Source organism: Paenibacillus terrisolis (genome assembly GCF_056171975.1).
Genome location: NZ_JBKFGG010000044.1, coordinates 16834 through 39932 on the forward strand (window position 1 = coordinate 16834; position 23099 = coordinate 39932).

The window sequence follows — 23099 nt, forward strand, 5'->3', positions numbered from 1 at the left end:
AGTTATTTGTATTGGTGCAGCAAATCAGCCAATTGACGGATCCCCTCCGGATCCATGGGGGCAAGTCCGTTCCCGCCGATCCGGACGGCTGAACCGAAGTGGACCTCGGCTACCCCGGTCTGCGCCACGAATGACTCGATCGTATCGAGCGTCAGTCCATGCCCGGCCAAAATACGCAGCGAAGTTCCCTGCGAGGCTTCCACTAACCCGCGAATCTCGGGAACCGCCTGCGGTGCAGGTTTTAACCCGCCGGAGGTCAGCACCCGGGAAATTTGCGGATACTGCATAAGCTGGCGGAGTCCGCTTTTTTGATCGCTCAGTTCGTCAAACGCGCGGTGATAAGTGACATCAAGTCCACCGGCAAGGGCAAGCACTCTTTCAAGAGCGGAGTCGTCAAGGGTTCCGTCCTGCTTCAGAGCACCAAAAACGAGGCCTGCCGCTCCCGAACCGGATATGGCCTCCACCTCGGCTTCGATCGTGCGCAAATCGGTCTCGCCATATACAAAGGATCTGCTGTGCGGTCTCACCATCACGTTGACGGGAATTTCCACCGCCTTGGCCGTCTGCCGGATCATTCCGATCCCCGGCGTCAGACCGCCCTCCGTCATGGCTGTAATCAGCTCGATCCGGTCGGCTCCGTTTGCCTCGGCAACAATAGCGTCTTCTACGCAGGTTGCGATAACTTCCAGTATCATTTGTTGGTCTCCTTTTGATGAGAATATCCGGTCACCCGGCATCCGCCCCGAAGCGGCGCAAAGCGTAATCCGCCAGCAACCGGGCGCCGTACCCCGTTGCGCCGGCCGCGGAATAACTGACCTCCTGCTTATATTGGACTGTCCCGGCCATATCGATGTGGACCCACTTCATGGATTCGGGGACGAATCTGCGAATAAACAGCGCGGCAATGATCGCTCCGGCAAGCGAGGACGTGCCTACGTTGCGCAAATCGGCATAATCGCTGCGCAGCTCGGATTCGTATTCCTCCATCACGGGCAGCGGCCACAGCCGCTCCCCGTCTCGTTCACCGATTTCCGCCAATTGCTCGCTCATATCGGGATCGCCCAAAATCGCCGCGATGCCAAGACCAAGCGCCTGGCCGACGTTTCCGGTCAGCGTGGCGATGTCGATGACCGAGGCCGCGCCAAGGTTAGCCGCATGGAGCAACGCGTCGGCAAGAATCAGCCTGCCTTCGCCGTCGGTATTGGCAACCTGGACGGTCAGGCCGTTCGGGTAGCGTATGACCGAAGACGGCAGCATGGCCCTGGCGTCCGGCAGATTATCCGCCACCGCGATCAAAGCGGTTACGCGCACGGCGGCACGCTGACGAACCAAGATGTCCATGGCGCCAATCACGGCGGCCGCTCCACCCATATCCATCCGGGCATCGCTAATATCCTGCCCGGTTTTGACGTTCATGCCGCCCATGTCGAAGGTTACGCCTTTTCCGACCAGAGCGAGCAGCGGCAAATCGGGGGCGCCGACATATTCCAGCTCGATCAATGCCGGCGAGTATCTGCTGCCGGCCCCTACGGCGAGAAGCCCGTTCATTTCCCGTTTCTTCAGTTCCTCCCCCTTGTACACTTGAACGTGTACGGGCATCCCGGCGAAATGATCGGTTATCCAATCCGCAAAACATTCAGGATTCAGCGCGTCCGGCGGCTCATTGACCAAATCGCGCGCCAGCATGGCGCCCTCCGCGCGTATCCGGGCTGTTCTTACGACGGATTCCAGCCGGTACGAGGGCAGCTCCGGCCAGTCTTCGGAGCGAATAATGAGCTCCACGTCCGTCTTTTGCCGAGTGGTGCCTCTATATTTATCAAAGCGGTACAGTCCCAGCATCCAGCCTTCTATCCAAGCCTGCAGCCATGCCGCGGCCGCTTGATCATCAAAGGGATGATCGGTCCCTGCTCCATTCTCGCCCACCAATACGGCGTTCATCCGGCCTTCGCGCTGCATCGTACGGGCCGACGCTCCTCCAGCCCGCCGGATTGGCTCCAGCTTCAGTTTGCCGCTGCTTCGCGGGCCCATACCAACGATAAGCTCATCGGTTTCTTGCTCGTTCCGGGCAAAAAACCAGGTCACCTCCCCTGCTTCTTTTTGCGGTTCCCTCAAAGGCAAACCAAATGGCTCGTTCGCATACGCCTGACGAATAAGGACTTCACCCGCTTGCACCGTATGGCCCGAATTGATCGTAATTGACATCTGCTATCCCTTCTTTATTCAAGAATCCGTAAAACCTCCGCATGAGAAACCTTGCGGCCTATGCTTTCTATCAGACTACTCCAGCTCGAAAAAACGGTTTTGCGCCAGCAATCCCGAGCCGATCATAACGCCCCGCTCGTTGAGCTGGGATTTCAAAAGAGTAAAAGATCCGCGCAGCGGCTGCCACACATACCTTGTAGAACAAAGCGCCTCGACTTCCTCATATATTTCCGGAAATTTATCGATCAGCTCCCCGCTTAAAATGACGCTGTCCGGGTTGTACATGCAAACCGCGTTATTGACCGTAATTGCCATGTACTTCAGGGCGCGGTCCAGCAAATAAACCGCCCAGCTCTCGCCGGATCGTCTGGCTGCGAATACCTCCTCAATCGTTCGGATCGGCCGGATTTTGTTCGCTTCCGCCAGAAGAGAGCGGAGGTTGATGTAAGTTTGCAAGCACCCGGCCTTGCCGCATTCGCAAAGCGCTCCGTCAGGATCGACGGTCGTATGCCCGATTTCGCCGGCACTATTGTGATCGCCCCGGAGAATTTGACCTTCCTGGATCAACGCCGAGCCGACTCCATTTCCAAAACCAAGCAGCGCAGTTCTGCGGGAACCCATCGCGGAGCCTTTCAAATGCTCGGCAAGCGCCCTGACCTTCAGTTCGTTATCCACCGCAACATCTATGCCGGTTATGACCCTCATTCGCTCAGCCAGTGCCACGTTCTTCCACCCGAGCTGTACGGAAAAGACCACATCTCCTTGCTCGTTGCTCACGATGCCCGGCAGACCGATGCCGATCCCGACGATTTTAGAGCGGTCGATGCCGTACTGTTTCGTGATCTCGTCGATAATACTCTCCATCCGGACGATCGTGTTGTCCGAGCTTTCACTCGCTGAACGAGGATATGCGGCGCTGCAGACCAGATCCCCACGCATATCCACGATCCCGATTTTGATTTGATGAGTGTCAAGCTCCAGGCCAATGGACAACACGGAGGAACCAACCACCTCAAGCAGTGTTGATTTTCGGCCAAGTCCGGAGGACACCTGCTCGGACTCGGAAATATATCCGCGCTCCGTCAACTCGTTTGCAATCCGTCCTACAGTTGTGGCACTCATGCCGGTTTGCTTGGCAATCGCGGAGCGCGAGATCGGGCGGCTGTTTTTAATGATTTCAAACACAGTGGTTCGATTCTGACGTTTGATGAAGTCTTGATCATGTTTTTTCATAGAAGACCTCTTATTTCTTTCTTGGATGGATTAATTAAGTGAATTATCTACACAAAACAATGTAATCAGAGACAATAATTGCATGAAAATAGATATATATGTTCATTTCGATTAATATTTACTCCATTGATGTTATTAATATAAAAGATGAATCCATGAGCGTCAATATACCAAAATAGCTTACAGCATTATGAAGATGTTCATGCGTTTATTCGGAATTTAAGCGACCGTTGCCTTCAACGGGAAAGGAAGGAATATCCGACCTCCCGGGGGAGCTGAAATGATATGCCCCGGATGAGATTGGAGGGAAGCAAAAGAATAAAGTCATAAAATGGCGCTATTCTTCCGATTTAGCCTTTAGCAAGAAAAATAAGGGTACAAATTACCCCTAATTTCATTCAGAACGATAAAAAGCAGGCTCTTTGCACATCACAGCTTGGAATAACAACCTTTAGTACCGCTATTTCCTCCCAAGTATTCCGGTAGCCAAGAGTAGAGCCAAAAAACTACCTTATTTCATTCTTTCTGACGTGTCGAGCCAGGAAGCAAGCCGCGGCCTTTCAGAAAAAAAACGGCCCCCGCCAATGTCTTATCATGCAGGAGCCGTTCGTTTTATTTCTGGATAAAATGAAGCGCAAATCCGCCGATTTGCTCTTTGACATAGACAAAGTTCAAGCGGCCTTTCGCATCGTACTGTGCGGTGCTTTCATCAATCGTCAGCCCGTGCTGCTGCAAATAAGCGACCGTACGGGACATATGGTTCGTCTTGAAACCGATATGGCCGTGCGATCCGAATCTGGAATGCTTCATCACCTCGACCAGCTCGCCGGCGAAAAAGGACACCCCCGTCTCCCGCAGCGGGAGGTTCAGCCCTCCCTCGAATTCACGGGCCACTGCCCCGGCCTCGTCGGCGTTCCCGGCGTTGAGGCCGATATGTGTCAGCTCGAACCCAAGCATGCAGGACACCGCTTCCCGTGATAGACGCGTGATTTCGTCAAACCGTCCGGCGTGGATCAGCTCATCTTTGACCATCCAGCTGCCGCCGCAAGCGATGATTTTGTCAAAAGCGAGATAATCGTTCAGATTGCCCGGATGGATGCCGCCGGTAGGCATAAACTTCACCGTATGATACGGCGCGGCCAGCGCCTTGATCATCTCGATGCCGCCGGAAGGTTCGGCCGGGAAGAACTTGACGACCTCAAGCCCAAGCCCGAGTGCCCGCTCAATGTCGCTCGGTGTATTGCAGCCGGGCACAATCGGCACGCCGCGTTCTTGACAGTGGCTTACCACGGCCGGGTTCAGGCCGGGGCTAACGATAAACAATGCGCCGGCGGCGATGGCCTCATCGGCCTGCTCCGTCGTCAACACGGTACCCGCGCCGACCAGCATTTCCGGCACCGCTTCGCGGATGGCCTTGATCGACGCAGCAGCGCCGGCGGCGCGGAACGTGATTTCCGCTGCGGGCAAGCCGCCCTCGCAAAGCGCGTGCGCCAGCGGTACGGCGTGATCCGGGTTATTGAGCTTAATGACGGGAACGATTCCGACGGAACCGATTCGTTCAATGATGTCGTTCATTTATTTCTGCTCCTTCCCTATCTGCATAAATTGAACTTATGGGAACATTGCACACTGTTGCCATTCACTTTTTGTTCAATCTGTATGCGTCCGGTTAAGCTTCCGCCTTGACTTCTTTAATGTACTCTTCAATATTGCGGTAGCAGATGTCTTCAGTTATTTTTCCCAGCGCCGCGACCGGCCCCGTATAATTTCCGCTGTCCGCAAAATCGCCCAGGAAGCTGCAGAGGATACGGCGGAAATAATCATGACGGGCATAGGACAAGAAGCTTCGCGAATCCGTCAGCATGCCGACGCAACCGCTGAGAAGACCAAAGTTGGCGCTGACCTGCAAGTGCTCCAGCATGCCGTGCATCGTGTCATTATGCCACCAGGCCATGCCGAGCTGTACTTTTCCCCGCACGCCTTCTTCCGTGAAACAGTGCGGAATGCCCGCAAGCACCGAATAGTGTTTGGGGTTCAGCGTATAGAGGATCGTCTTCGGCAAGCCGCTTTGTTCATTAATCAAATCCAGCAGCCGGGTCAATGGCACGGCGATATCGAAATCCCCCGGAATGTCGTAACCGGTGTCTGGACCTAACCGGCGGAAAGCATCGCTGTTGATGTTGCGCAGCGCTCCGATATGAAGCTCCATAATGATATCGCGCTTACGGTACATGCCTCCGAGCTTCTGCAGTGTGAGGAATTTGAACTTTTCCGTTTCTTCGGCGCTGGGCGCGGCGCCCTGCAAGGCGGCACCGAAAATCGCCGCTACTTCGGCTTCATCCGTTTCCGGCAAAATCAGGCTCTCCAGCGAATGATCGGAGAAGCGGCAGCCCCGGCTTACGAAGAAATCAAGCCGCTGCTCCAGTACGCCCAGGAATTCCGCGTAGCTGCCGATTCGCAGCCCTACGACGCTTCCGAGCTGCAGCACGTATTCCGCAAATCCCGGAGAGGCGATTTTAAGCGCACGGTCGGGACGGAAAGCGGGGATGACGCGGAACGAAAGCGAAGGATCGTTAGCAAGCGCTTCATGCCATTCGAGATTGTCGAGCGGATCGTCCGTCGTGCAGACGAGCGCCACGTTCAATTGCGCCAACAGCTTGCGCGGAGATAGCTGACGCTCCGCAATCACACGGTTGCACTGCTCGTAAATCTCCCGGGCATTGTCCGAGCAGAGCAAAATATCGAGATCGAAGAACAGCTTCATTTCGAGTTCAGACCAGTGATACAGCGGACTGCCGATCATACCCTCCAGCGTGTGCATCCAGGCAGTGAATTTCTCCAGCGGCTCCGCGTTCCCGGTAACCACCCGCTCCGGCAGACCCAGATAACGCATGGCGCGCCACTTGTAGTGGTCTCCTCCGAGCAGCATATCCACGATATTGGTAAACGGTTTATCCTCGGCAATTTCCTTCGGCGACAGATGGCAATGGTAATCGTAAATGGGCGCCTTTGCCGCGAAGGTCTCATAGAGATGCCGGGCGGTGCCTTTTAATTGAAACGGACTGCAGGCAGTCATTTTCCAAACACTCCTTTTTCATGAAACAAGATTTCGGTACATGCCAAACCTAACTATTCTTCTTTATCATAACCATTCAATTTGCAATGTGAATTGGAATTATTGCTTTACACATTGCAAATATTGCCCTAATCTGAACGTAATCGGACAAGCGAGGACGTGACTATATGGCGGACCATATTCATCCGTTTAACGAACGGCAGAAAATGCTGGCGAACACTTATGAGGTGCATCATTACCGTGACAGCTACATGAAAGAGGTTGCGCTTCATCATCACGACTTTTATGAAATCTATTTTTTCCTCTCCGGAAATGTCAGATATATCGTCGAAAGCCAAAACTATCTGCTGCAGCCGTGGGATATTTTACTGATTTCGCCGATGGAACTGCATCAACCGATCATCACCCCCCGCAATCAGGTTTACGAACGCGTAGTCATATGGCTTAGTAAAGCCTACATGGACTCGCTCCGCACGCCGCAGACCGACCTGTCCCGCTGCTTCGACGTTTTTTCACCAACTCATACCAATCTGCTGCGTCCCGATCCCCGAAACATGCAGGGAGTCGCTCCGATGCTTGACGCTCTGCTTGAGGAAAGCGAAAACCGGGAGTTCGGCGGAGATGTCATGACCGCAAGCACCATCTGCATGCTATTGGCGACGCTCAACCGTTTGGCTATGCGACAGCAGCAGCGTTACGAGTTGGAGGACAAATCCAGTCCCCTGATCGCGAAAGTGCTGCAGTATATCAATGAACATTATGAGAGTGAAATCTCGCTGGACCTGCTGTCGGCCCGCTTTTTCGTGAGCAAATATCATCTTTCCAGAGAATTCCGCCGTCTGGTGGGAACGTCCGTCTATCGGTACATTATTCAGAAGCGGCTCTTGATCGCCAAGCAGAGGATTACGGGCGGAGAAAGCCCGACGGGGATTTTTGAAAAATGCGGATTCAGCGACTACAGTAATTTTTATCGGTCGTTTAAGGCGGAGTACGGCATTTCTCCCAAAGATTTTGCAAGATCCGCCAAGTAAAAAACCTATTTATAGTACATATGCAGCACATGCTTGAAGAAAAATTCAACTCCGTTCATCAGTCCCGGCTTCAGCACGCCTATCGTCTGCAGCAGCGTTAAAACAAAGCCGATCAAGAAGAAAAAGGAAAAGGCGGTAAGTTCCCGCCAGGATTGTTCCCGAATGAGTCTGGGCATTTCATAAAACGCGATTCCGATAAACGTCAGCACAAGCAGAATAACCACTCTTAATGGCCCTCCCTTTCTCCTCGCAGTCCCCGAATCAGCGCGATAAGCCAAGTAAGAAACGGAAATATAATCTGAAACGGGGTGCTGTAAACCGGATAGATGCTCGCCCCGTCGGCCGCGTGCTCCATGCTTGAGTTATAAACCAGTCCCGCAAGGCTAATGACGATAATTCCAATGGGAATGACGATCGGCGCATAGGAACGCAGCTTCAGCATTTGGGCGATCCCCAGCGTCGTAGCGTAATAGAATAAGCTGACTCTTAAAAACAAAGTGACCAGCAGTACAATCGCCACCACCACGTCAAGCCGGGTGAGAATGTCCGCAATATCGACCAGCCGGGTCGCCTCAAACGAAGGCGATACCATAATCGTTCCGACAATCCCCAGCACCGTCGTATCCTGAACGACGATGAGCAGCAGCTGTAAACCGCCAAATAGCAGTCCCAGCATGACGGATTTCTTCGCCTCTTTGATTTTATTCATGTAAGGCATTACCATCAGAAAAGGAACGATCTGGGTGAATGGAACCGTAATCCAGATATGCGTCCCTTGGACGAATTTCATCATGGGCAGTTCAAAAACAGGCAGAAAATTGGTAAAATCCATATCTCTCAGCAGCAGAATGAATACCGTGAGTATCAGCGTCGTAGCGGTGATGCTCAAGATCAGGCTACTGCGGGCGATCGTTTCGATTCCGCCCTTCACCGCCCAAGCGCAAATGAACATAAACATAATAAAAAAAGCCGCCATCGGGGTCTCCGGCATAATGTAAGTGCCAAAAAAGTTGAACACCGTCCGCAAATTTAGCGAGGCCAGCAATAGGAAAAAGCCGATATACAGCACGGAAATCACCTTGCCCAGGTAAGGGCCGTAGACAATGTCGTGGATCTGCACCAGGTTTTTGCCGGGAAACCTTTGCGACAACGAGGCAAAAATAAGCAGAAAAGGCAAACTGATCGCCATAGCCACCGGAATGCTTATCCATGTATCGTGCTTGGTAATCCCTGCCTGAAACGCAATCAGCAAGTGGGCCCCCTGCATGAACCCAATGATAAAAAACGTAAGCTGCGTGCTTGAAATTTGTCCTTTTTCAATCTTCATTAAACTTCTCCTACTCCGCTTCGGCTGGCTTATTGATTCTACCCGACAAGCGCAGCTTGCTATCCGCATGAACCTCTACCGTAACGCTAGGCAGGCGCTTATCCCAGTCTTTCTCAAGCTTCTTCCATTGCTTGGGATATTTCTTATGAATCAGCTCTCCAAAGCCGAAAATATCCGCTTTATACTTCCGGGCTTTGTCCCAGGCGGCCATCACTTCGCTTTTTATCGCCTCATTTTGTTCCTTTTGCAAAACCTGGATAGCTGAAGGCAAGGCCAGATTCTCCGAGCAGGACTGATCGCTTAAATTGCCCTCCTCCTTGATCTTCACCATCATTTGGATGGACTGATCTTTGATTACCGGAACGATTTTGGCGCTGGATCGGATGATTTCAAGGCTCACCTCTCCTTCGCCCCCGGGGCAATCTACAACGATGATTCCGCTCTTCACTTTATCCAGTGCCCACAAAAGCCCGCGGGTTTCGGTCTCGTTCACTTCTCCGACCAGCTTGTCTTTTTTGAATACCGCCGTTCCCGAGATGTGCAGCGTTTTCTCTCCGTTTACTTGTATAATTTCGATCAGTGGTGCTAGTGACGCAGTGGATTTGCTCATCATGCTGCTTAAAAAATCTTTCAAATTCACGATGCTTGATTGAGAGGTCGCGGCCTGATCCTTTACGAGTTCGGCGATATTCATCGCGGGCGTCGTTTCCAGCTCCGCCTCGACGTCAAAAATGTCGCTGGCCATTCCCCTTGCCACCAGGATCCAGACAGTGAGCCGGCTTTCGTGGTCGCGGGCGAAAAAATCGAGATACTTTTGCACGCCTTCTTCGGCAATCTGCCGGCCGATAACAAGCACTTGATTATGTTGAAAATACAGCTTCCGGCTGGACTCGTGAGTAAAACCTCTTACCGCCGTAAATACGGTTTTCCCCTGGCTCTGTGTGTTCCAGTAGGCCTTTTGAGAGGTACTGCCTCCGGCTCCTTTTAGCGGGTTCTTCAGCGCTCCGGCTTTTACGATTTGGGCCGTCAGTTTCACTTCCCCGGGCTGCTGCTCGGGCTTATCGATCCCCATCCCCATCAAGATGGCCAAGGTATCGAGCTCATGCCGGTTCCAGCAGCCGGTCAAAGCGAGCGAGATACTAACGCATATCGTTATCGTGTATATGAACCGTCTTCTCATGGCTGCACCTCAAAAAGTTTATATGGCATTATTGATGCGAATCGTCCTCCCGCCGAGGTTCCGGCTTCATCTCGGAATCCTGACGCCGCGAATCCTCCCAAACGATGGCTTTCGGCCGGGTCGACATCATCCAGATCGGAGCTCTAATCAGCATGTCTTTTAAACCTTGGAGGTTAAGCGGAGCGATCGGAGAAAAGTACGGAGCGCCAAAGGATCTCAGGGACACAAGGTGAATCAGCACCCCCAGCAGACCAATTGCAATGCCAAAACCGCCGGTAAAACCGGCAAGCACCAGGAAAATCAGCCTTAGAATTGCTGCGGAATCGGTTTGGGCCGGGACCACAAAGCTGGCTACTGCCGTTATCGAAACGACCACAACCATCGGCGCACCGATCAGTCCCGCCGATACGGCCGATTCGCCGATGACGAGGGCCCCCACAATGCTGACGGCCTGACCGACGGGCCTCGGAAGTCGTACGCCGGCTTCCCGAAGAATCTCAAAGGTGACGATCATCATCCCTGCCTCCACGACCGAAGGAAATGGGACGCCTTCGTGGGCCGCCGTCATGGTGAGAAGCAAATTGGTCGGAATCAGCTCTTGATGAAAGGTGGTAAGAGCAACATACAAGGCAGGGGCCAGCACGCTAATCATGAAAGATAAAAATCTCAGCATGCGAAGCAAACTCGCAAAATAAGGGCGTGAATAGTAGTCCTCGGAGATTTGAAAATTCTCAATAAACAGCAGAGGAACCGTCAGCACAAAGGGCGTGCCGTCAACCAATATGGCGACCCGCCCCTCCAGAATTTTAGCCGCGACGGAATCAGGCTTCTCGCTGTTTCCGACCGTCGGAAAAATTGAAAAAGGCGCATCTTCGATGAACTGTTCAATATATCCGGACTCAAGAATCACGTCCGTATCGATTTTGGAGAGCCGGCGCCGCACCTCTTCAATCAATTGGGGATTGGTCAGATTTCTTAAATAAACCATAGAGACCTGCGTTCTTGTCCGTTTGCCGATCTTCATGGATTCTATCGTAAAATCCGGACTTTTGATTTTCCGGCGCAGCAGGGCCGAATTAGTCTGCATCGTTTCGGCAAAACCTTCGCGCGGGCCGCGAACGACCGATTCGGTTTTGGATTCCTCCACCCCGCGGCTTTCCCAGCCTCGAGTACATATGACCAGCGCTTCGGCGAAGCCGTCGATGATTAACACCGTATCGCCCGATAAGCTGTGATCAACAGCCTCTTCAAACGACGAAATCTTTTCGATACTGCCCACGGACATCATTGTGGCAAGGATGTCGTCTATGCTTACAACGTTATGCCCAATCCCCATGTCCGTGAAACGGCTGTCATACATCAGCGGTTTGATGATACTCTCGTTAATCATCGCCTTATCGGTCAGTCCGTCAATAAAAATCAGCGCGGCACGTCCACCTCCTTGGTCGCCGAACACGATTTCCCGCATCACGATGTCTTGGCTGGTTCCCAGAATGGATCGCAACGCGGATAAATTTTGGGAGAGCTCGCGGGAAATGTTAGTATGCCGGGTACTGGCGGCTGAGAGCTGCTCTTGATAATGATGCAGGAGCATTTGCCGGAACTGAAGCTTTTTATAGAAGAAACGAAACATATTTGCCCTCCATTTCCAATTGATGACGCCACCCCTAATTTTCCCAATGCCCCTGAACTTATTCGGTCTATGAAAAAAAGAGAACACCGCGCCCCTTCCTTCCCGGAAGAAACGCAGTGTTCTCATTACAGGCTGACATTAGCGAAGCTGTTTGCTCCGAAGCTGTCCGCAAGCCGCATCGATATCCGTCCCGTGTTCCAGGCGGATGCTGCAGCTGATATCATTCTTTTTCAGCGTATCGTAAAACGCCAGTACCGATTCGTGCTCGCTTCTTTGGTATTGGCCGTGCTCGTCGACCGGATTATAAGGAATCAGATTGACGTTGGCCAGTCGATCCCTAAGCAGCTCGGCCAGTTCTTGGGCGTGTTCCCTGCGATCGTTGATCCCCCTGAGCAAAATATACTCGATCGTGATCCGCCGGTTGGTTTTCGCCAAATAATAATCGACGGCGTCCATCAGCGTCTCAATCGGAATTGCGCGGTTGATCTTCATGATCCGGGTCCGCAGCTCGTTATTCGGGGCATGCAGGGAAATCGCCAGATTCACCGGGAGATCCGAAACGGCAAACTCCTTGATTTTGTCGGCCAGACCGCTGGTCGAAACCGTGATATGCCTTGGCCCGATGGCCAATCCCTTGGGATCCATAACCACCCGCAGGAAATCGGCCATGTTTGCGTAGTTGTCAAACGGTTCACCGATGCCCATCACCACGATATGGCTGATTTTCTCCTCCTGCCGCCGTTGATCCAGGTGAAGCTGAACCTTCATGATCTGCTCCACGATCTCCCCGCTGGTTAAATCGCGGTTTTTCTTCAGCAGTCCGCTGGCGCAAAAACTGCAGCCGATATTGCATCCCACCTGTGTCGTCACGCACACGGACAAGCCGAACTTATGCCGCATCAGCACCGTTTCGATCAAATTGCCGTCCTGCAGCCGGAACAGGAATTTGATCGTACCATCCGCAGATTCCTGTCGCACATGCTCCTGCAGCGTCTCAATGGCAAAATGACCGGCCAGCGCATCAAGGCTTTCGGCGTTCACATCGGTCATCTCGGAAAAAGCGGTGACCCGTTTCCGGTATAGCCAGTCCCAAACGAGCGGCGCCCGCGATTTTTTGTGCCCGTGCTCCAGGAGCCACTCGCCGAGCTGTTCCTTGGTAAATCCATATATCGATGGTTTATTCATAAATGTTCACCTTTTAAATTTTATCATTCTCTCATTATACCTAAAGCGTTCCTTCCAATGCCACAGGTAAAAAAACTGAAAAAGACTTATTAAATTCCGGACGTTTACAAACATGAGTCTCTCCGTTGAAACCGGGAAAACATTGCCGCCCTAAAGTTAAATCAGGACAAAAACAACAACAATCACGTAATAAACCACATTTACACCGGGAGGAAAGAGAATCCATGAAAAAAAGTTGGAACAAAGCGGCGGGATTTATTTTAACCTTATCGCTGGTTACTGTATTGTCCGCATGCGGCAGCAACAATGAGAATACCGCGAACTCTGCGTCCGCGGCAAACGGCGGCAACAACAGCGCCAATGCCAGCACCAACAGCAACAATGCATCCAACGATCAAACGGTTAGTCTGGAGGATCTCACCAATCTGGCCAAAGGCGAAGGCGAAGTTGTCAGCGTCGGCATGCCGGACTCATGGGCAAACTGGAAGGAAACCTGGGAAGACATCAATTCCACGTATACAATTAAGCATACCGACACCGATATGTCCAGCGCCGAAGAAATCGCCAAGTTCGATGCCGAAAAGGACAAACCAACCGCCGATATCGGCGACGTAGGCATCGCTTTTGGGCCAACCGCCGTTGAAAAAGGCGTAACGCAACCGTATAAAACTTCGTATTTCGACGAAATCCCCGATTGGGCCAAAGATCCGGACGGAAACTGGGTCGTGGGTTACCAAGGTACGATTTCTTTCCTTACCGATAAAAACCTGGTGAAAAACCCGCCGCAGAGCTGGGAAGACCTGAAGAACGGCGATTACAAAATCATCGTCGGCGACGTGACCAAAGCAGCTCAAGCACAAATGGCCGTGCTTGCGGCAGCGATCGCTTTCGGCGGCGACGAAAAGAATATCGAACCGGGCATCGCCTTCTTCGAAGATTTGGCTAAACAAGGACGCATTTCCCTGTCGGAAGCTTCGCCGGCCAACATCGAAAAAGGGGAAGTTCCCGTAACGCTTTTGTGGGACTTCAACTCGCTCGGATATCGCGATCAATTCGATAAAGACCGGTTTGAAGTAACGATTCCGAAGGAAGGCAGCGTCGTCAGCGGTTATGCAACCATCATCAACAAATATGCTCCGCATCCTAACGCAGCCAAGCTGACTCGCGAATTCATTCTCAGCGATGAAGGCCAAATTAACCTGGCAAAAGGTTACGCAAGACCGATTCGTTCCAGCGTAAAGCTGCCTGACGATGTGGCCGCCAAGCTGCTGCCTCAGGACGAATACACCAATGCCAAACCGGTCAACGATTACGCGGCTTGGGACGAAACCGCCAAAACCCTGCCGCAGCTTTGGCAAGAACGCGTTCTCGTACACTTGAACTAGTTCCCCGTTAGCGAAAGGGAACACCTTAAGCTAATGAGGGATTCTCAGGGCGCCTTGCCTAAGGCGCCCATGACTGTTTTTTTAGAAACCAGGAAATGTGGTGAATTTGACCATGAAACGAAAACGCGGCTCCCGCTTCTGGCTGCTGCTCATGCTGCTGCCATTTGCCCTGCTGATCGCCGGATTCCTGCTCGTTCCCGTTCTGTCGATGCTTACCGGCAGCTTTACGGATGACAGCGGCAGCGGGTTCACCTTTAGCCAATATGTCACGGCGCTTACCAACGCGTTTTACTTCAAGGCGATCGAAAACAGCGTGCTGATCTCTCTGTTCTCCAGCCTGGCAGGCATCGTGGTTGGAACCTTTGCGGCTTACTCCATCACGAGGTTCGGCCCGGCGGTCCGGGACCGGATCTTGATGCTGTCCAATATGACCTCGAATTTTGCCGGGATTCCGCTCGCCTTTGCCTACATCATCCTGCTCGGCAACAACGGGATTTTCACACTGCTGTTCAAGTCATGGGGCATTGATGTCTTTGGCAGCTTCGATTTGTACAGCTGGACCGGGCTAATCCTCGTCTACGTGTATTTCCAAATTCCGCTCGCTATCTTGCTGATGTACCCTTCGTTTTACATCATCCGCGAACAATGGAAGGAAGCGGCTTATCTGCTTGGAGCTTCGCCGGTCAAGTTTTGGACCAGTGTCGGGCTGCCCTGCATCGCCCCCGCCCTGCTCGGGACGCTGGGCATTTTGTTCGCAAACGCGATGGGCGCGTACGCGACGGCCTATGCCCTGGTCGGCGGCAACTACAACCTGCTGGCAACCCGCATCAGCTCGCTCGTAACCGGGGACGTCGTCACCCGGCCTCAGCTTGGCTCGGCGCTGGCCGTGCTGCTGGCGTTGACCTCGATCGCCGCCGTTTGGCTGAATCATATCATGACGCGCAAGGTGGCTTCTTTTAGCGGAAGCGCGCAAGGAAGCTCAAGTAAACAGCGGAAACGCAGTTCCCTGCTGAAACGGGATATGGCCGCCACCGCCGCGATCTCCGGGAGGGAATCGGCATGACTCGTAAACTCGGACTTCACCGTTTGCTCATTACCCTTCTTTTGATTTATCTCCTGCTGCCCCTAGTGGCAACCTGCCTTTATGCTTTTGCCGGGAAATGGGACCACACGCTGCTTCCCGAGACGTGGACGCTGGACTGGTTCCGGCAGATGGCGCTGGATACGCGGTTTCTGGAATCGCTGTGGAACTCGTTTTACCTTTGCGCAATCGGCGTGGGGCTAAGCCTTGTCGTCATGCTGCCGACAGTCTTTATCATTACGGTTTATTTTCCGCGCTTTGAGCCCTTGCTGAAAAGCATGGTCGTGCTCCCTTACGCCGTTCCGGGCATCGTATCCGCGGTAGGTTTGATCCGCGCTTACTCTTCCGGACCTCTGGCCATCTCGGGCACGATCTATATCGTCATCGGCGCCTATTTTGTGGCCGTGCTTCCTTATATGTATCAGGGGCTGCGGAACAGTATGCTGACCGTCGAAGCCCCCGGGCTGCTGGATGCGGCGGAAATGCTGGGCGCGAACAAAATCACCGCCTTCCGGACGGTTATTCTTCCGAATATTTTGCCTGGCGTCATTGTGGCGGTGCTTCTGTCATTTTCCGTATTGTTTGGGGAATTCGTGCTGACGAATATGCTGATCGGCGGTCAAATCGAAACCGTGCAAATCTATCTGTCTAAACGGCTCGCCGAAAGCGGCCATTTGGCCAGCACCATCGCAATCCTGTATTTCGTGTTCATTTTGCTCATCTCGCTCGGGCTGACCAAATTAAGCAATTTCATGAAGGGAGGCATTCGCCTATGAGTTATTTGCAGTTGTCCGGCATCACTAAAAAATTCGGAGGCAGCCTCGTGTTGGATAACATTGATCTTGAAGCGAGCAAGGGTGAGATGATCACCCTTCTTGGTCCGTCCGGCTGCGGCAAAAGCACGCTGCTGCGCTGCATCTCCGGCCTGACCGAAATGGAAGCCGGCTCGATTGTGCTTGAAGATCGGGAGCTGACCTCCCTCGCCCCCCGGGAGCGCGAAGTAGGCATGGTGTTCCAATCCTATGCCTTGTTCCCGAACCTGAATGTGCAAGAGAACATCGGCTACGGACTGAAGATGAAGGGGGTCGCCAAAGGGGAGCGCGGCACGCGCGCCGAGGAGCTGCTGAAGCTGGTGGATCTTGCGGATAAAAGCCGCTCTTATCCCCATGAGTTGTCGGGCGGACAGCAGCAGCGGGTGGCGCTGGCGAGATCGCTCGCCATTCAGCCGAAATTGATGCTGCTCGACGAACCGCTCAGCGCCCTGGACGCCAAAATCCGCAAAAGCCTGCGCATGGAAATCCGCCAGCTCCAGCAGAAAATGGGGATGACGATGATTTTCGTCACCCATGACCAGGAGGAAGCGCTGATGATTTCCGACCGGATCTGCGTCATGAACAAAGGCCGCATCGTGCAACAGGGCACTCCCGAGCAGATCTATACCGCGCCTCGCAATGAGTTTGTCGCCCGGTTTATCGGCAACTACAACGTGCTTGCTCCAGAGGAAGCGGCCCGGCTGGAAGGCTTGTCCCCGCTGCCCGGAGTCAGCTATGCGATCCGTCCGGAGTCGATCGTGCTGCTGCCGGAGGGCGCAGACCGGGTAACGCGGATCGGCAGCCGGGAACCGGCCGTCGTCGACCCGTTTACCGGGGCCACCGTCCCGCAACGGCCGGCCACTGAGGACTCCCCGCTTTACTGGAAGGGGAAAGTGACCTCAACGATGATGCTGGGCAATATTCTCCGCTATCAGGTGGAAGTATCCGGCTTGTCGCTGTCGATCGACGGCCTCGCGGGCCACAGTTTCTTTCGCCCCGGCGAGCAATCCGAAGTTGTCCTAAGCGTCCACCCTTCGCAATGCATTCCTTTGGAGAAAGATGGTGCCTGATTATTGTCCATTCTCGCAGAACAACGCAAAAAAATCATATTGGAACAGCTTCGCAGCATCGGCCAGGTCAAAGTGCTCCATTTAGCGGAAGAACTTGACGTTTCGGAGGAAACGATCCGCCGCGATCTCGGAAACCTGGAAAAGGACGGATATTTGAAAAGAGTGTACGGAGGCGCCGTTCCCCAGAAGCTCAGCGGCTTTGAGCCGCCTTATCTCCAGCGCCAATCGGTACTGCCGGAGGAGAAGAAAAGCATCGGCCAGCGTGCGGCGGAACTGGTGTGCTCCGGCGATACCATTGTCATCGACGTAGGCACGACCGCCCTCGAATTCGCCAAAGCGATCAACGACTGCCAACAGTTGACCGTGCTGACGAACTCATTGGCCGTGGCTTTCTGCCTGATGGAATCGCTGAATGCCGGTACCATCACGGGCCGGGTGATTCTCATCGGCGGCGAATTGAACCCGCAGCAGCAGTCGCTTTCCGGTGCGGCCGGCGAGCGGATGATGAAGCAATTCACCGTGGATAAAGCGTTTTTGTCCGCCGGCGGTTTGACTTTAAGCCGGGGCATCAGCGATTATGATATCCAGGAATCGAGCATGTCGCGTTTATTTGCGGAATCGGCCAGAGAGGTTATTGTTCTGGCGGACGACAGCAAAATCGGCAAAGAGGCCTTCGTGCAGATCATCCCTCTGGAAAAGGCCGATCAGATCGTCAGCAGCGGACCTCCGCCTGAATCCTGGCTGAAGGCGCTTGAAAATTACCGGATCGACTGGTTGGAAGCTTAAGCTTTTATCTTTCTTTATACGACAGGTTTAATCATTTTAATAAAGGGAGTGTGCCTCATGTTCATGGAAAATGCGAAAAAGGATTATATGGAGCGCGCGGGAGAACAAAACCCTAAGCTGATCGCCGTTGTCCTCGACGGGCTTCGTTATGAAGCCGCACGCAGTTGGCTTGGGTATGTGGAGCATCTTGTGGAAGCCGGCAAAGCCGCCAGCTACAAGGTAATTTCGGAACTGCCCAGCTTGTCCAGACCGTTATACGAGGTTATCCTCACAGGGACGCCCGCATGGGAAAACGGAATTACCACCAACCAGGTGGTCCGGCTCAGCGAAGAGGAAAGCTTGTTCCATATCGCCAGAAACGCGGGTCTTACTACCGCCGCCGCGGCTTACCACTGGGTAAGCGAGCTATACAACAAGGCTCCTTTCAATCCGCTTAGCGATAGACATCAACATGACGATTCGCTCCCGATCATGCACGGTTCGTTTTATTTTGAAGATCATTACCCGGACTCCCATTTATTTGCTGATGCCGAGTATTTAAGGCAGGCCTACCGGCCTGACCTGCTGTACGTTCATTCGATGAACGTCGATGACGCCGGTCACCGCTTCGGCGGAGGAAGCCGAGAATACGAAGGCTCCGTCCGCAAAGTGGACAGCATTCTGGCGATCGCCGTGCCGCAATGGATTGCCGCCGGCTACCAGGTCCTCATCACCGCCGATCACGGCATGAGCAGCTCAGGTCAGCATGGGGGGACCGCTCCGGAAGAACGCGAAGTTCCGCTTTACGGTATTGGGAAGGCTTTTACCCCCGGCGTGTATGAAGAACCGGTTCCGCAACTGGCAATCGCTCCCTTGATCGCCGGTTTGCTCGAACTGTCGCCTGCACCGCGGATGCGTTATTCATCCTTGATTCCCGGGGTACACCTGCCGGTAGCCGTGGAATAAACGCATTATTTTCCTCTCGGCCGACTGATTCCAAGCCGTCCTTTCAACACTTCCTGCCCGTCAGGCTTTCCGCTTAATCATCGACCTTTTCATCTTGAGTCCAGTATGTTACTGGACTATGGTCTAAATGGAAATCACGCCGCTCGCCCGGTTTGTCCTCCCCCCTCTTTCTTTATACTTGAACTGAGGGGGGAAGACGTTCAATTTGAAAGTATAGGAGCCTGCCGAATATGAAGCATCCTGCCCAAAGCTCTTTTTGGAGGAAGTACTCCCCTTATTTTCTGAACCGTTCCGTTATCCTGTTTCTAACCGAGTTTGTCCGAAGCGCGTTTCTGATTTCTTTTCTGCCCGCCTATGCCAAAGAGCAGCAAATTTCCCTTGCGGCGGTTGGCCTGGCCATCTCTGTTCATTATTTGGCCGACACCCTGATCAAGATCGCCGCAGGTTATTTGTTTGACCGGTTTCCGCCGCGCCTGATTCAGAATATCTTTCTCCTGCTCGGCCTAGCCGGCCTGGTTATTTCGGGTACCGTCAACGACCCGCTCGCCATAATCTTTGGCGCCGGACTGCTGGGAATCGGAGTATCACCGATCTGGCTGCTGTGCCTGTCCTCGGTTCAGGAGGAGCAGCGCGGCTCGCAGATGGGCTCCGTGTACACGATTTGGCTTGTTGCGCTGGGTCTTGGACCAGTTGCGGCCAATTTCATGATTGATTACAGCTACTCGTTGTCGTTTGGGCTTCTTGCCGGACTGTGGAGCTTGGGATGGCTGATTGCGGCGGTTCAAGACACGCACTTCAACTCAAAGGTCGCAACGATTCCGTTCAAGCAACAGATGCAAGCCCTGCAAAAAAAGCTGACGCTCATGAAACCGCTCGTTCCGGGAATGATCATTCAGACGATGGCTGCCGGACTGCTGGTCCCGGTACTGCCGAGCTTCGCCTCCGATAAATTGGCGCTTGGCTATTCGGGCTACTCCATGATCTTGCTCGCCGGGGGTTTGATGACCGTGCTTCTGCTGATTCCCATGGGCCGGCTGGTCGACAAGTGGGGCCATAAATGGCTTCTCGTTGCCGGGTTCGGTGCCTTGGGCGGCTGTCTGGGGCTGCTGGTCTTCTTCCGTCATATCTACAGCGTTGTGCTGCTGTCCGTATGTCTCGGAGCAGCCTATGCCGCCGTGCTTCCGGCGTGGAATGCCATCCTTTCCTATTTCGTTCCCACCGATCAAAAAGCGACAGGATGGGGCATTCTTTCCGGCATTGAAGGTATCGGCGTTGTTGCCGGTCCGATCATAGGCGGGTGGATGGCGGAAAGCTTCGACGCAACCGTGACCGTGGCCTTCAGTGCGATGCTGCTGTTCACGATTATGCTGTTTTACTGGATTCGCCCTGTAAGTCATATCGCCCCGGACGCGGACTAACCCGGTCGCCGAACCCTGCGAATCATCTCCTTCCTTAGGACCGGGCGGCTGGTGTCCGCTCGGAGACAGTCGCTTCGTTATTGCTTTGAAGGCGGCGGCCCTCCGAAACCGGGAGCCAAGCTCGTTCCAAGGAAAGGAAGGATTTAATAGGTGAAACCCGATACTAAGCTCAAACATGCGATTCAATGGATTTGGATGGGATGGGAGCGCGTTTTCGAGCGGTTCAGCCGCATGCGCTCGCAATACTCCGGGGAATTCGGCATTTGCAAAATGTTCGTCACAAGGTATCACGGCGCAAGCATGGAGTGCGAGGACGGGACATGGATCCACTCGGGCGATTGGATCGGCGAGCTCCATTTGGATAATGAAAAAATACTTGGCATGCTGCGGATCAATGACGAAAACCGCGTGGCATTGACGATTGCCAGATTGGCTCGCGGCTCCATGCGGCAAATTTGCGCCGAAATCGAGACCAATCCCAATCTCAGCAAGGTTAAGGCACTACAGGGGATTACACTGCTGCACAGGGGGATCACCCACGGTCTCGGCTTTGAAACCCATCATCTGAAGGCGGGAAAATTCCGTGCGTTGACCACGTTCTATTTGCGCCTCCTGCTCACGGTATTTCATCCCGGCAACCGGAAACGGATCGGACCCCATGCGGAGAAGCTGGTGCCGATGAAGCTGGTGATGACCCGCTCCTCGCTCATCCGGCGGTTTTCCGCCGAAAAAACGGCCATCTGATAAAGTGCTAAAAGCCCCTTCAACCGGGTCTGTCCAAGGTAATATCACCAAGGGCAATCGTCCGGTTCAGGGGCTTATTTTATCCGAAAAGGCTCTATGAACCTGAGAACTCCATCTGGAGCCCGAAGTCCACTGGAGAATTTCCAGTTAATGCTCAACCAGACTCCAAAAGGGGCTCATTAGCAGGAGAATTTCCAGTTAGTGTAGTTCTTACGCGCTGACTTTAAATTTGCCCAGCGCATTTTGCAGTTCGGAGGAAACCTCGGTCAGCGTCGCCGAGGATTGACTGATCTCTTGAATGGCGGCCAATTGGCTTGCCGCCGATTCCGATACTTCCTGGGACGCGGCGCTCGTCGTCCGGGCGATTCCCGAAATCGTCTGGACGGATGCCGTGACCTGCTCAATGCCTGCCGACATTTGCTCCGCGGTCGCGGCAAGCTGTTCGATCCGGTCGGCAATATGCCCGCTCGACTTGACGATTTCCTCCAGGCTGCGGTCCGTCTCGCCGGTTAATTCCAGGCCCGTCTGCACTTCCTGGATCACCTCGGCCATCGCTTCGATCGACTGCTTAATGTCGATATCTATATCCGCGATCACCTCGGAAATGCGCTGGGAAGACAACCCGGACTTCTCAGCAAGCTTTCTTACCTCCGCGGCGACGACGGCGAATCCTCGCCCTTCTTCACCCGCCCGGGCGGCCTCAATGGACGCGTTGAGAGCAAGCAGGTTCGTCTGCCGGGAGATCCCGTGGATCAGCTCGAGAATTACGGCGATTTCTTGAGATTTGTCGCTCAGCGTCTGAATGATGGACTCCGTGGCGTGAACGGAACGGTCGATCGACTCCATTTGTTCGACCGTCCGCCGGATGTTTTCTTCTCCTGCCGCCGCCTGCCGCCGGGAGTGCCCCGCCGCTTCGGCCACATCCACGGCATTCTCGGCGATATTTTGCACGCCGATGGCGATTTCCTCCATCGCTGTAGCGTTCTCCGTCGTACTCAGGGTTTGGCTTTCCGCCCCTTTCGCCACCTCTCCGATCGAGGCCGTGATCCGATCCGATTCCGCGGCGGTATTTTCCGCGATTGCCTTAAGCCGCAAGGTGGATGCCGACACCCTCTCCGAAGCCTGCATTCCTTGCTGCACCAGCTCTTTCAGGTTTGCCCCCATCCGGTCGAAGCTGGCAGCCAGCCGCCCGATTTCATCTCGGGATTGGTCGGCGACGATAGTCGTAAAATCCCCAGACCCTGCTTTTTCCATGGCCTTTCCTACTCGGTCCAGCCTTTTTTTCATGCTCAGGATGTACATCGACACCAAAACCATAGAAATAAGAAGGGCTGCCGCAAAAACGACCGCAAAATTCCGGAAAAAAGCGGCCTGTATCGTATCGATCAATTGCTGCGGCGCTCCCACATAAAATATGCCGATAATTTGCCCGCTCGCATCCTTAATCGGTTCGTAAGCGGCTTGATAAGTCTTCCCGACCACAACCGCCTCCCCATAATAGCTTTGTCCGCCTTTCAAGACGATGTCCGCGATCTTTTCGGAGACGTTGGTACCTACCGCCCTCTCGCCGCTGCTGACGACATTGGTGGATACCCGGGTATCTCCTTGGAAAAGAGTGACCGTATCTCCCGTTGCGCCGCCAAGCTCGTCCACCAATCCGAAGTTTCCGTTTATTTTCAAATCGCCCTTATACAAGGCGTCATTTTGGATATGCCAATCGCCGGGATATTTACTGCCGATATACCGGCTTGCCAACTGCAAATCGCTCTTCGCTTTCTCGGTAGCAAACATCTTGATTCCTTTGCCCATCTCCTTGACGGCGACATAACCGATGGCCCCGGAAACAGCCAGCAAAATGACGATGACGATTAAGCTGATTTTAGTCCCGATACTTCTGTTGCGCATATTCACAGCCCCTCTCGAGTGTTGTAATAATCATAAAATAATCCAAATCCATATTGAAGTAAAAGAAAGCCCAGCACCCCCACAAT

Annotated in this window: 20 protein-coding genes; 9 read left to right on the forward strand and 11 right to left on the reverse strand. The window is 53.6% G+C overall.

The annotated features are described in order from the left end of the window. Positions 1–2: 2 nt before the first annotated feature. The 5 genes from ACI48K_RS23480 to uxaC all read right to left on the reverse strand — a co-directional run bounded on the left by ACI48K_RS23480 (position 3) and on the right by uxaC (position 6511). Positions 3–695, reverse strand: coding sequence for a copper homeostasis protein CutC (locus ACI48K_RS23480; RefSeq protein ID WP_475030067.1), 693 nt, complete (start codon positions 693–695; stop codon positions 3–5). 31 nt (positions 696–726) lie between these two features. Beyond that, positions 727–2202 (reverse strand): M17 family metallopeptidase, encoded by a 1476-nt coding sequence (locus tag ACI48K_RS23485; RefSeq protein ID WP_475030068.1) that lies wholly within the window; start codon positions 2200–2202, stop codon positions 727–729. A gap of 75 nt (positions 2203–2277) precedes the next feature. After that, on the reverse strand, positions 2278–3435 hold the full coding sequence (locus tag ACI48K_RS23490) for an ROK family transcriptional regulator (RefSeq protein ID WP_475030069.1): 1158 nt from the start codon (positions 3433–3435) through the stop codon (positions 2278–2280). A 612-nt stretch (positions 3436–4047) separates the two neighbouring features. Beyond that, positions 4048–5010, reverse strand: a complete 963-nt coding sequence (locus ACI48K_RS23495; protein WP_475030070.1) for a bifunctional 4-hydroxy-2-oxoglutarate aldolase/2-dehydro-3-deoxy-phosphogluconate aldolase — start codon at positions 5008–5010, stop codon at positions 4048–4050. A 94-nt stretch (positions 5011–5104) separates the two neighbouring features. Further along, positions 5105–6511, reverse strand: a complete 1407-nt coding sequence (gene uxaC, locus ACI48K_RS23500; RefSeq protein ID WP_475030071.1) for a glucuronate isomerase — start codon at positions 6509–6511, stop codon at positions 5105–5107. Between the two features lie 167 nt (positions 6512–6678). On the opposite strand from uxaC, the gene ACI48K_RS23505 reads away from it, so the two are divergent. Continuing rightward, positions 6679–7542 (forward strand): helix-turn-helix domain-containing protein, encoded by an 864-nt coding sequence (locus ACI48K_RS23505; RefSeq protein WP_475030072.1) that lies wholly within the window; start codon positions 6679–6681, stop codon positions 7540–7542. 5 nt (positions 7543–7547) lie between these two features. Here ACI48K_RS23505 and ACI48K_RS23510 read toward each other — a convergent pair whose 3' ends face one another. From ACI48K_RS23510 to rlmN, 5 genes are all read right to left on the reverse strand, one after another. Continuing rightward, complete coding sequence (locus ACI48K_RS23510) at positions 7548–7766, reverse strand: hypothetical protein (RefSeq protein WP_475030073.1); 219 nt, start codon at positions 7764–7766, stop codon at positions 7548–7550. 2 nt (positions 7767–7768) lie between these two features. Then, on the reverse strand, positions 7769–8869 hold the full coding sequence (locus tag ACI48K_RS23515; protein ID WP_475030074.1) for a GerAB/ArcD/ProY family transporter: 1101 nt from the start codon (positions 8867–8869) through the stop codon (positions 7769–7771). Positions 8870–8879: 10 nt separating this feature from the next. Then, positions 8880–10049, reverse strand: coding sequence for a Ger(x)C family spore germination protein (locus ACI48K_RS23520; RefSeq protein ID WP_475030075.1), 1170 nt, complete (start codon positions 10047–10049; stop codon positions 8880–8882). Positions 10050–10077: 28 nt separating this feature from the next. After that, positions 10078–11682 carry a spore germination protein gene (locus ACI48K_RS23525; RefSeq protein ID WP_475030076.1) on the reverse strand — a complete coding sequence of 535 codons (1605 nt, stop codon included), beginning with the start codon at positions 11680–11682 and terminating at the stop codon, positions 10078–10080. Positions 11683–11820: 138 nt separating this feature from the next. Beyond that, positions 11821–12867 carry a dual-specificity RNA methyltransferase RlmN gene (gene rlmN, locus ACI48K_RS23530; protein ID WP_475030077.1) on the reverse strand — a complete coding sequence of 349 codons (1047 nt, stop codon included), beginning with the start codon at positions 12865–12867 and terminating at the stop codon, positions 11821–11823. 224 nt (positions 12868–13091) lie between these two features. Between rlmN and ACI48K_RS23535 the strand changes: the two genes are divergently transcribed. The 8 genes from ACI48K_RS23535 to ACI48K_RS23570 all read left to right on the forward strand — a co-directional run bounded on the left by ACI48K_RS23535 (position 13092) and on the right by ACI48K_RS23570 (position 21108). Then, entirely contained in the window at positions 13092–14252 is a 1161-nt protein-coding gene (locus ACI48K_RS23535) for an ABC transporter substrate-binding protein (protein ID WP_475030078.1), read from the forward strand. Positions 14253–14364: 112 nt separating this feature from the next. Continuing rightward, the gene (locus ACI48K_RS23540; protein WP_475030079.1) at positions 14365–15315 is read left to right on the forward strand and encodes an ABC transporter permease; all 951 of its coding nucleotides are present in this window, start codon (positions 14365–14367) and stop codon (positions 15313–15315) included. Continuing rightward, positions 15312–16109: an ABC transporter permease gene (locus ACI48K_RS23545; RefSeq protein WP_475030080.1), complete on the forward strand. Its 798-nt coding sequence runs from the start codon at positions 15312–15314 to the stop codon at positions 16107–16109. Before ACI48K_RS23540 ends, ACI48K_RS23545 begins: the two co-directional genes overlap by 4 nt. After that, on the forward strand, positions 16106–17215 hold the full coding sequence (locus ACI48K_RS23550; RefSeq protein WP_475030081.1) for an ABC transporter ATP-binding protein: 1110 nt from the start codon (positions 16106–16108) through the stop codon (positions 17213–17215). Before ACI48K_RS23545 ends, ACI48K_RS23550 begins: the two co-directional genes overlap by 4 nt. A 3-nt stretch (positions 17216–17218) precedes the next feature. Continuing rightward, the gene (locus tag ACI48K_RS23555) at positions 17219–18001 is read left to right on the forward strand and encodes a DeoR/GlpR family DNA-binding transcription regulator (protein ID WP_475030082.1); all 783 of its coding nucleotides are present in this window, start codon (positions 17219–17221) and stop codon (positions 17999–18001) included. A 57-nt stretch (positions 18002–18058) separates the two neighbouring features. Continuing rightward, positions 18059–18946: an alkaline phosphatase family protein gene (locus ACI48K_RS23560; RefSeq protein ID WP_475030083.1), complete on the forward strand. Its 888-nt coding sequence runs from the start codon at positions 18059–18061 to the stop codon at positions 18944–18946. 230 nt (positions 18947–19176) lie between these two features. Beyond that, a complete protein-coding gene (locus ACI48K_RS23565; RefSeq protein WP_475030084.1) occupies positions 19177–20364 on the forward strand; it encodes an MFS transporter in 1188 nt (395 codons plus the stop codon). Between the two features lie 150 nt (positions 20365–20514). After that, the gene (locus ACI48K_RS23570; RefSeq protein ID WP_475030085.1) at positions 20515–21108 is read left to right on the forward strand and encodes a YkoP family protein; all 594 of its coding nucleotides are present in this window, start codon (positions 20515–20517) and stop codon (positions 21106–21108) included. Positions 21109–21318: 210 nt separating this feature from the next. On the opposite strand, the gene ACI48K_RS23575 is transcribed toward ACI48K_RS23570, so the two are convergent. Next, the gene (locus ACI48K_RS23575; protein ID WP_475030086.1) at positions 21319–23013 is read right to left on the reverse strand and encodes a methyl-accepting chemotaxis protein; all 1695 of its coding nucleotides are present in this window, start codon (positions 23011–23013) and stop codon (positions 21319–21321) included. Positions 23014–23099 lie beyond the last annotated feature (86 nt).

Excerpts from the sequence above, each read along its gene's own strand:
- ACI48K_RS23480 (WP_475030067.1), bottom strand. The coding sequence starts at position 695 with ATGATACTGGAAGTTATCGCAACCTGCGTAGAAGACGCTATTGTTGCC.
- ACI48K_RS23485 (WP_475030068.1), bottom strand. The coding sequence starts at position 2,202 with ATGTCAATTACGATCAATTCGGGCCATACGGTGCAAGCGGGTGAAGTC.
- ACI48K_RS23490 (WP_475030069.1), bottom strand. The coding sequence starts at position 3,435 with ATGAAAAAACATGATCAAGACTTCATCAAACGTCAGAATCGAACCACT.
- ACI48K_RS23495 (WP_475030070.1), bottom strand. The coding sequence starts at position 5,010 with ATGAACGACATCATTGAACGAATCGGTTCCGTCGGAATCGTTCCCGTC.
- uxaC (WP_475030071.1), bottom strand. The coding sequence starts at position 6,511 with ATGACTGCCTGCAGTCCGTTTCAATTAAAAGGCACCGCCCGGCATCTC.
- ACI48K_RS23505 (WP_475030072.1), top strand. The coding sequence starts at position 6,679 with ATGGCGGACCATATTCATCCGTTTAACGAACGGCAGAAAATGCTGGCG.
- ACI48K_RS23515 (WP_475030074.1), bottom strand. The coding sequence starts at position 8,869 with ATGAAGATTGAAAAAGGACAAATTTCAAGCACGCAGCTTACGTTTTTT.
- ACI48K_RS23520 (WP_475030075.1), bottom strand. The coding sequence starts at position 10,049 with ATGAGAAGACGGTTCATATACACGATAACGATATGCGTTAGTATCTCG.
- ACI48K_RS23525 (WP_475030076.1), bottom strand. The coding sequence starts at position 11,682 with ATGTTTCGTTTCTTCTATAAAAAGCTTCAGTTCCGGCAAATGCTCCTG.
- rlmN (WP_475030077.1), bottom strand. The coding sequence starts at position 12,867 with ATGAATAAACCATCGATATATGGATTTACCAAGGAACAGCTCGGCGAG.
- ACI48K_RS23535 (WP_475030078.1), top strand. The coding sequence starts at position 13,092 with ATGAAAAAAAGTTGGAACAAAGCGGCGGGATTTATTTTAACCTTATCG.
- ACI48K_RS23540 (WP_475030079.1), top strand. The coding sequence starts at position 14,365 with ATGAAACGAAAACGCGGCTCCCGCTTCTGGCTGCTGCTCATGCTGCTG.
- ACI48K_RS23545 (WP_475030080.1), top strand. The coding sequence starts at position 15,312 with ATGACTCGTAAACTCGGACTTCACCGTTTGCTCATTACCCTTCTTTTG.
- ACI48K_RS23550 (WP_475030081.1), top strand. The coding sequence starts at position 16,106 with ATGAGTTATTTGCAGTTGTCCGGCATCACTAAAAAATTCGGAGGCAGC.
- ACI48K_RS23560 (WP_475030083.1), top strand. The coding sequence starts at position 18,059 with ATGTTCATGGAAAATGCGAAAAAGGATTATATGGAGCGCGCGGGAGAA.
- ACI48K_RS23565 (WP_475030084.1), top strand. The coding sequence starts at position 19,177 with ATGAAGCATCCTGCCCAAAGCTCTTTTTGGAGGAAGTACTCCCCTTAT.
- ACI48K_RS23575 (WP_475030086.1), bottom strand. The coding sequence starts at position 23,013 with ATGCGCAACAGAAGTATCGGGACTAAAATCAGCTTAATCGTCATCGTC.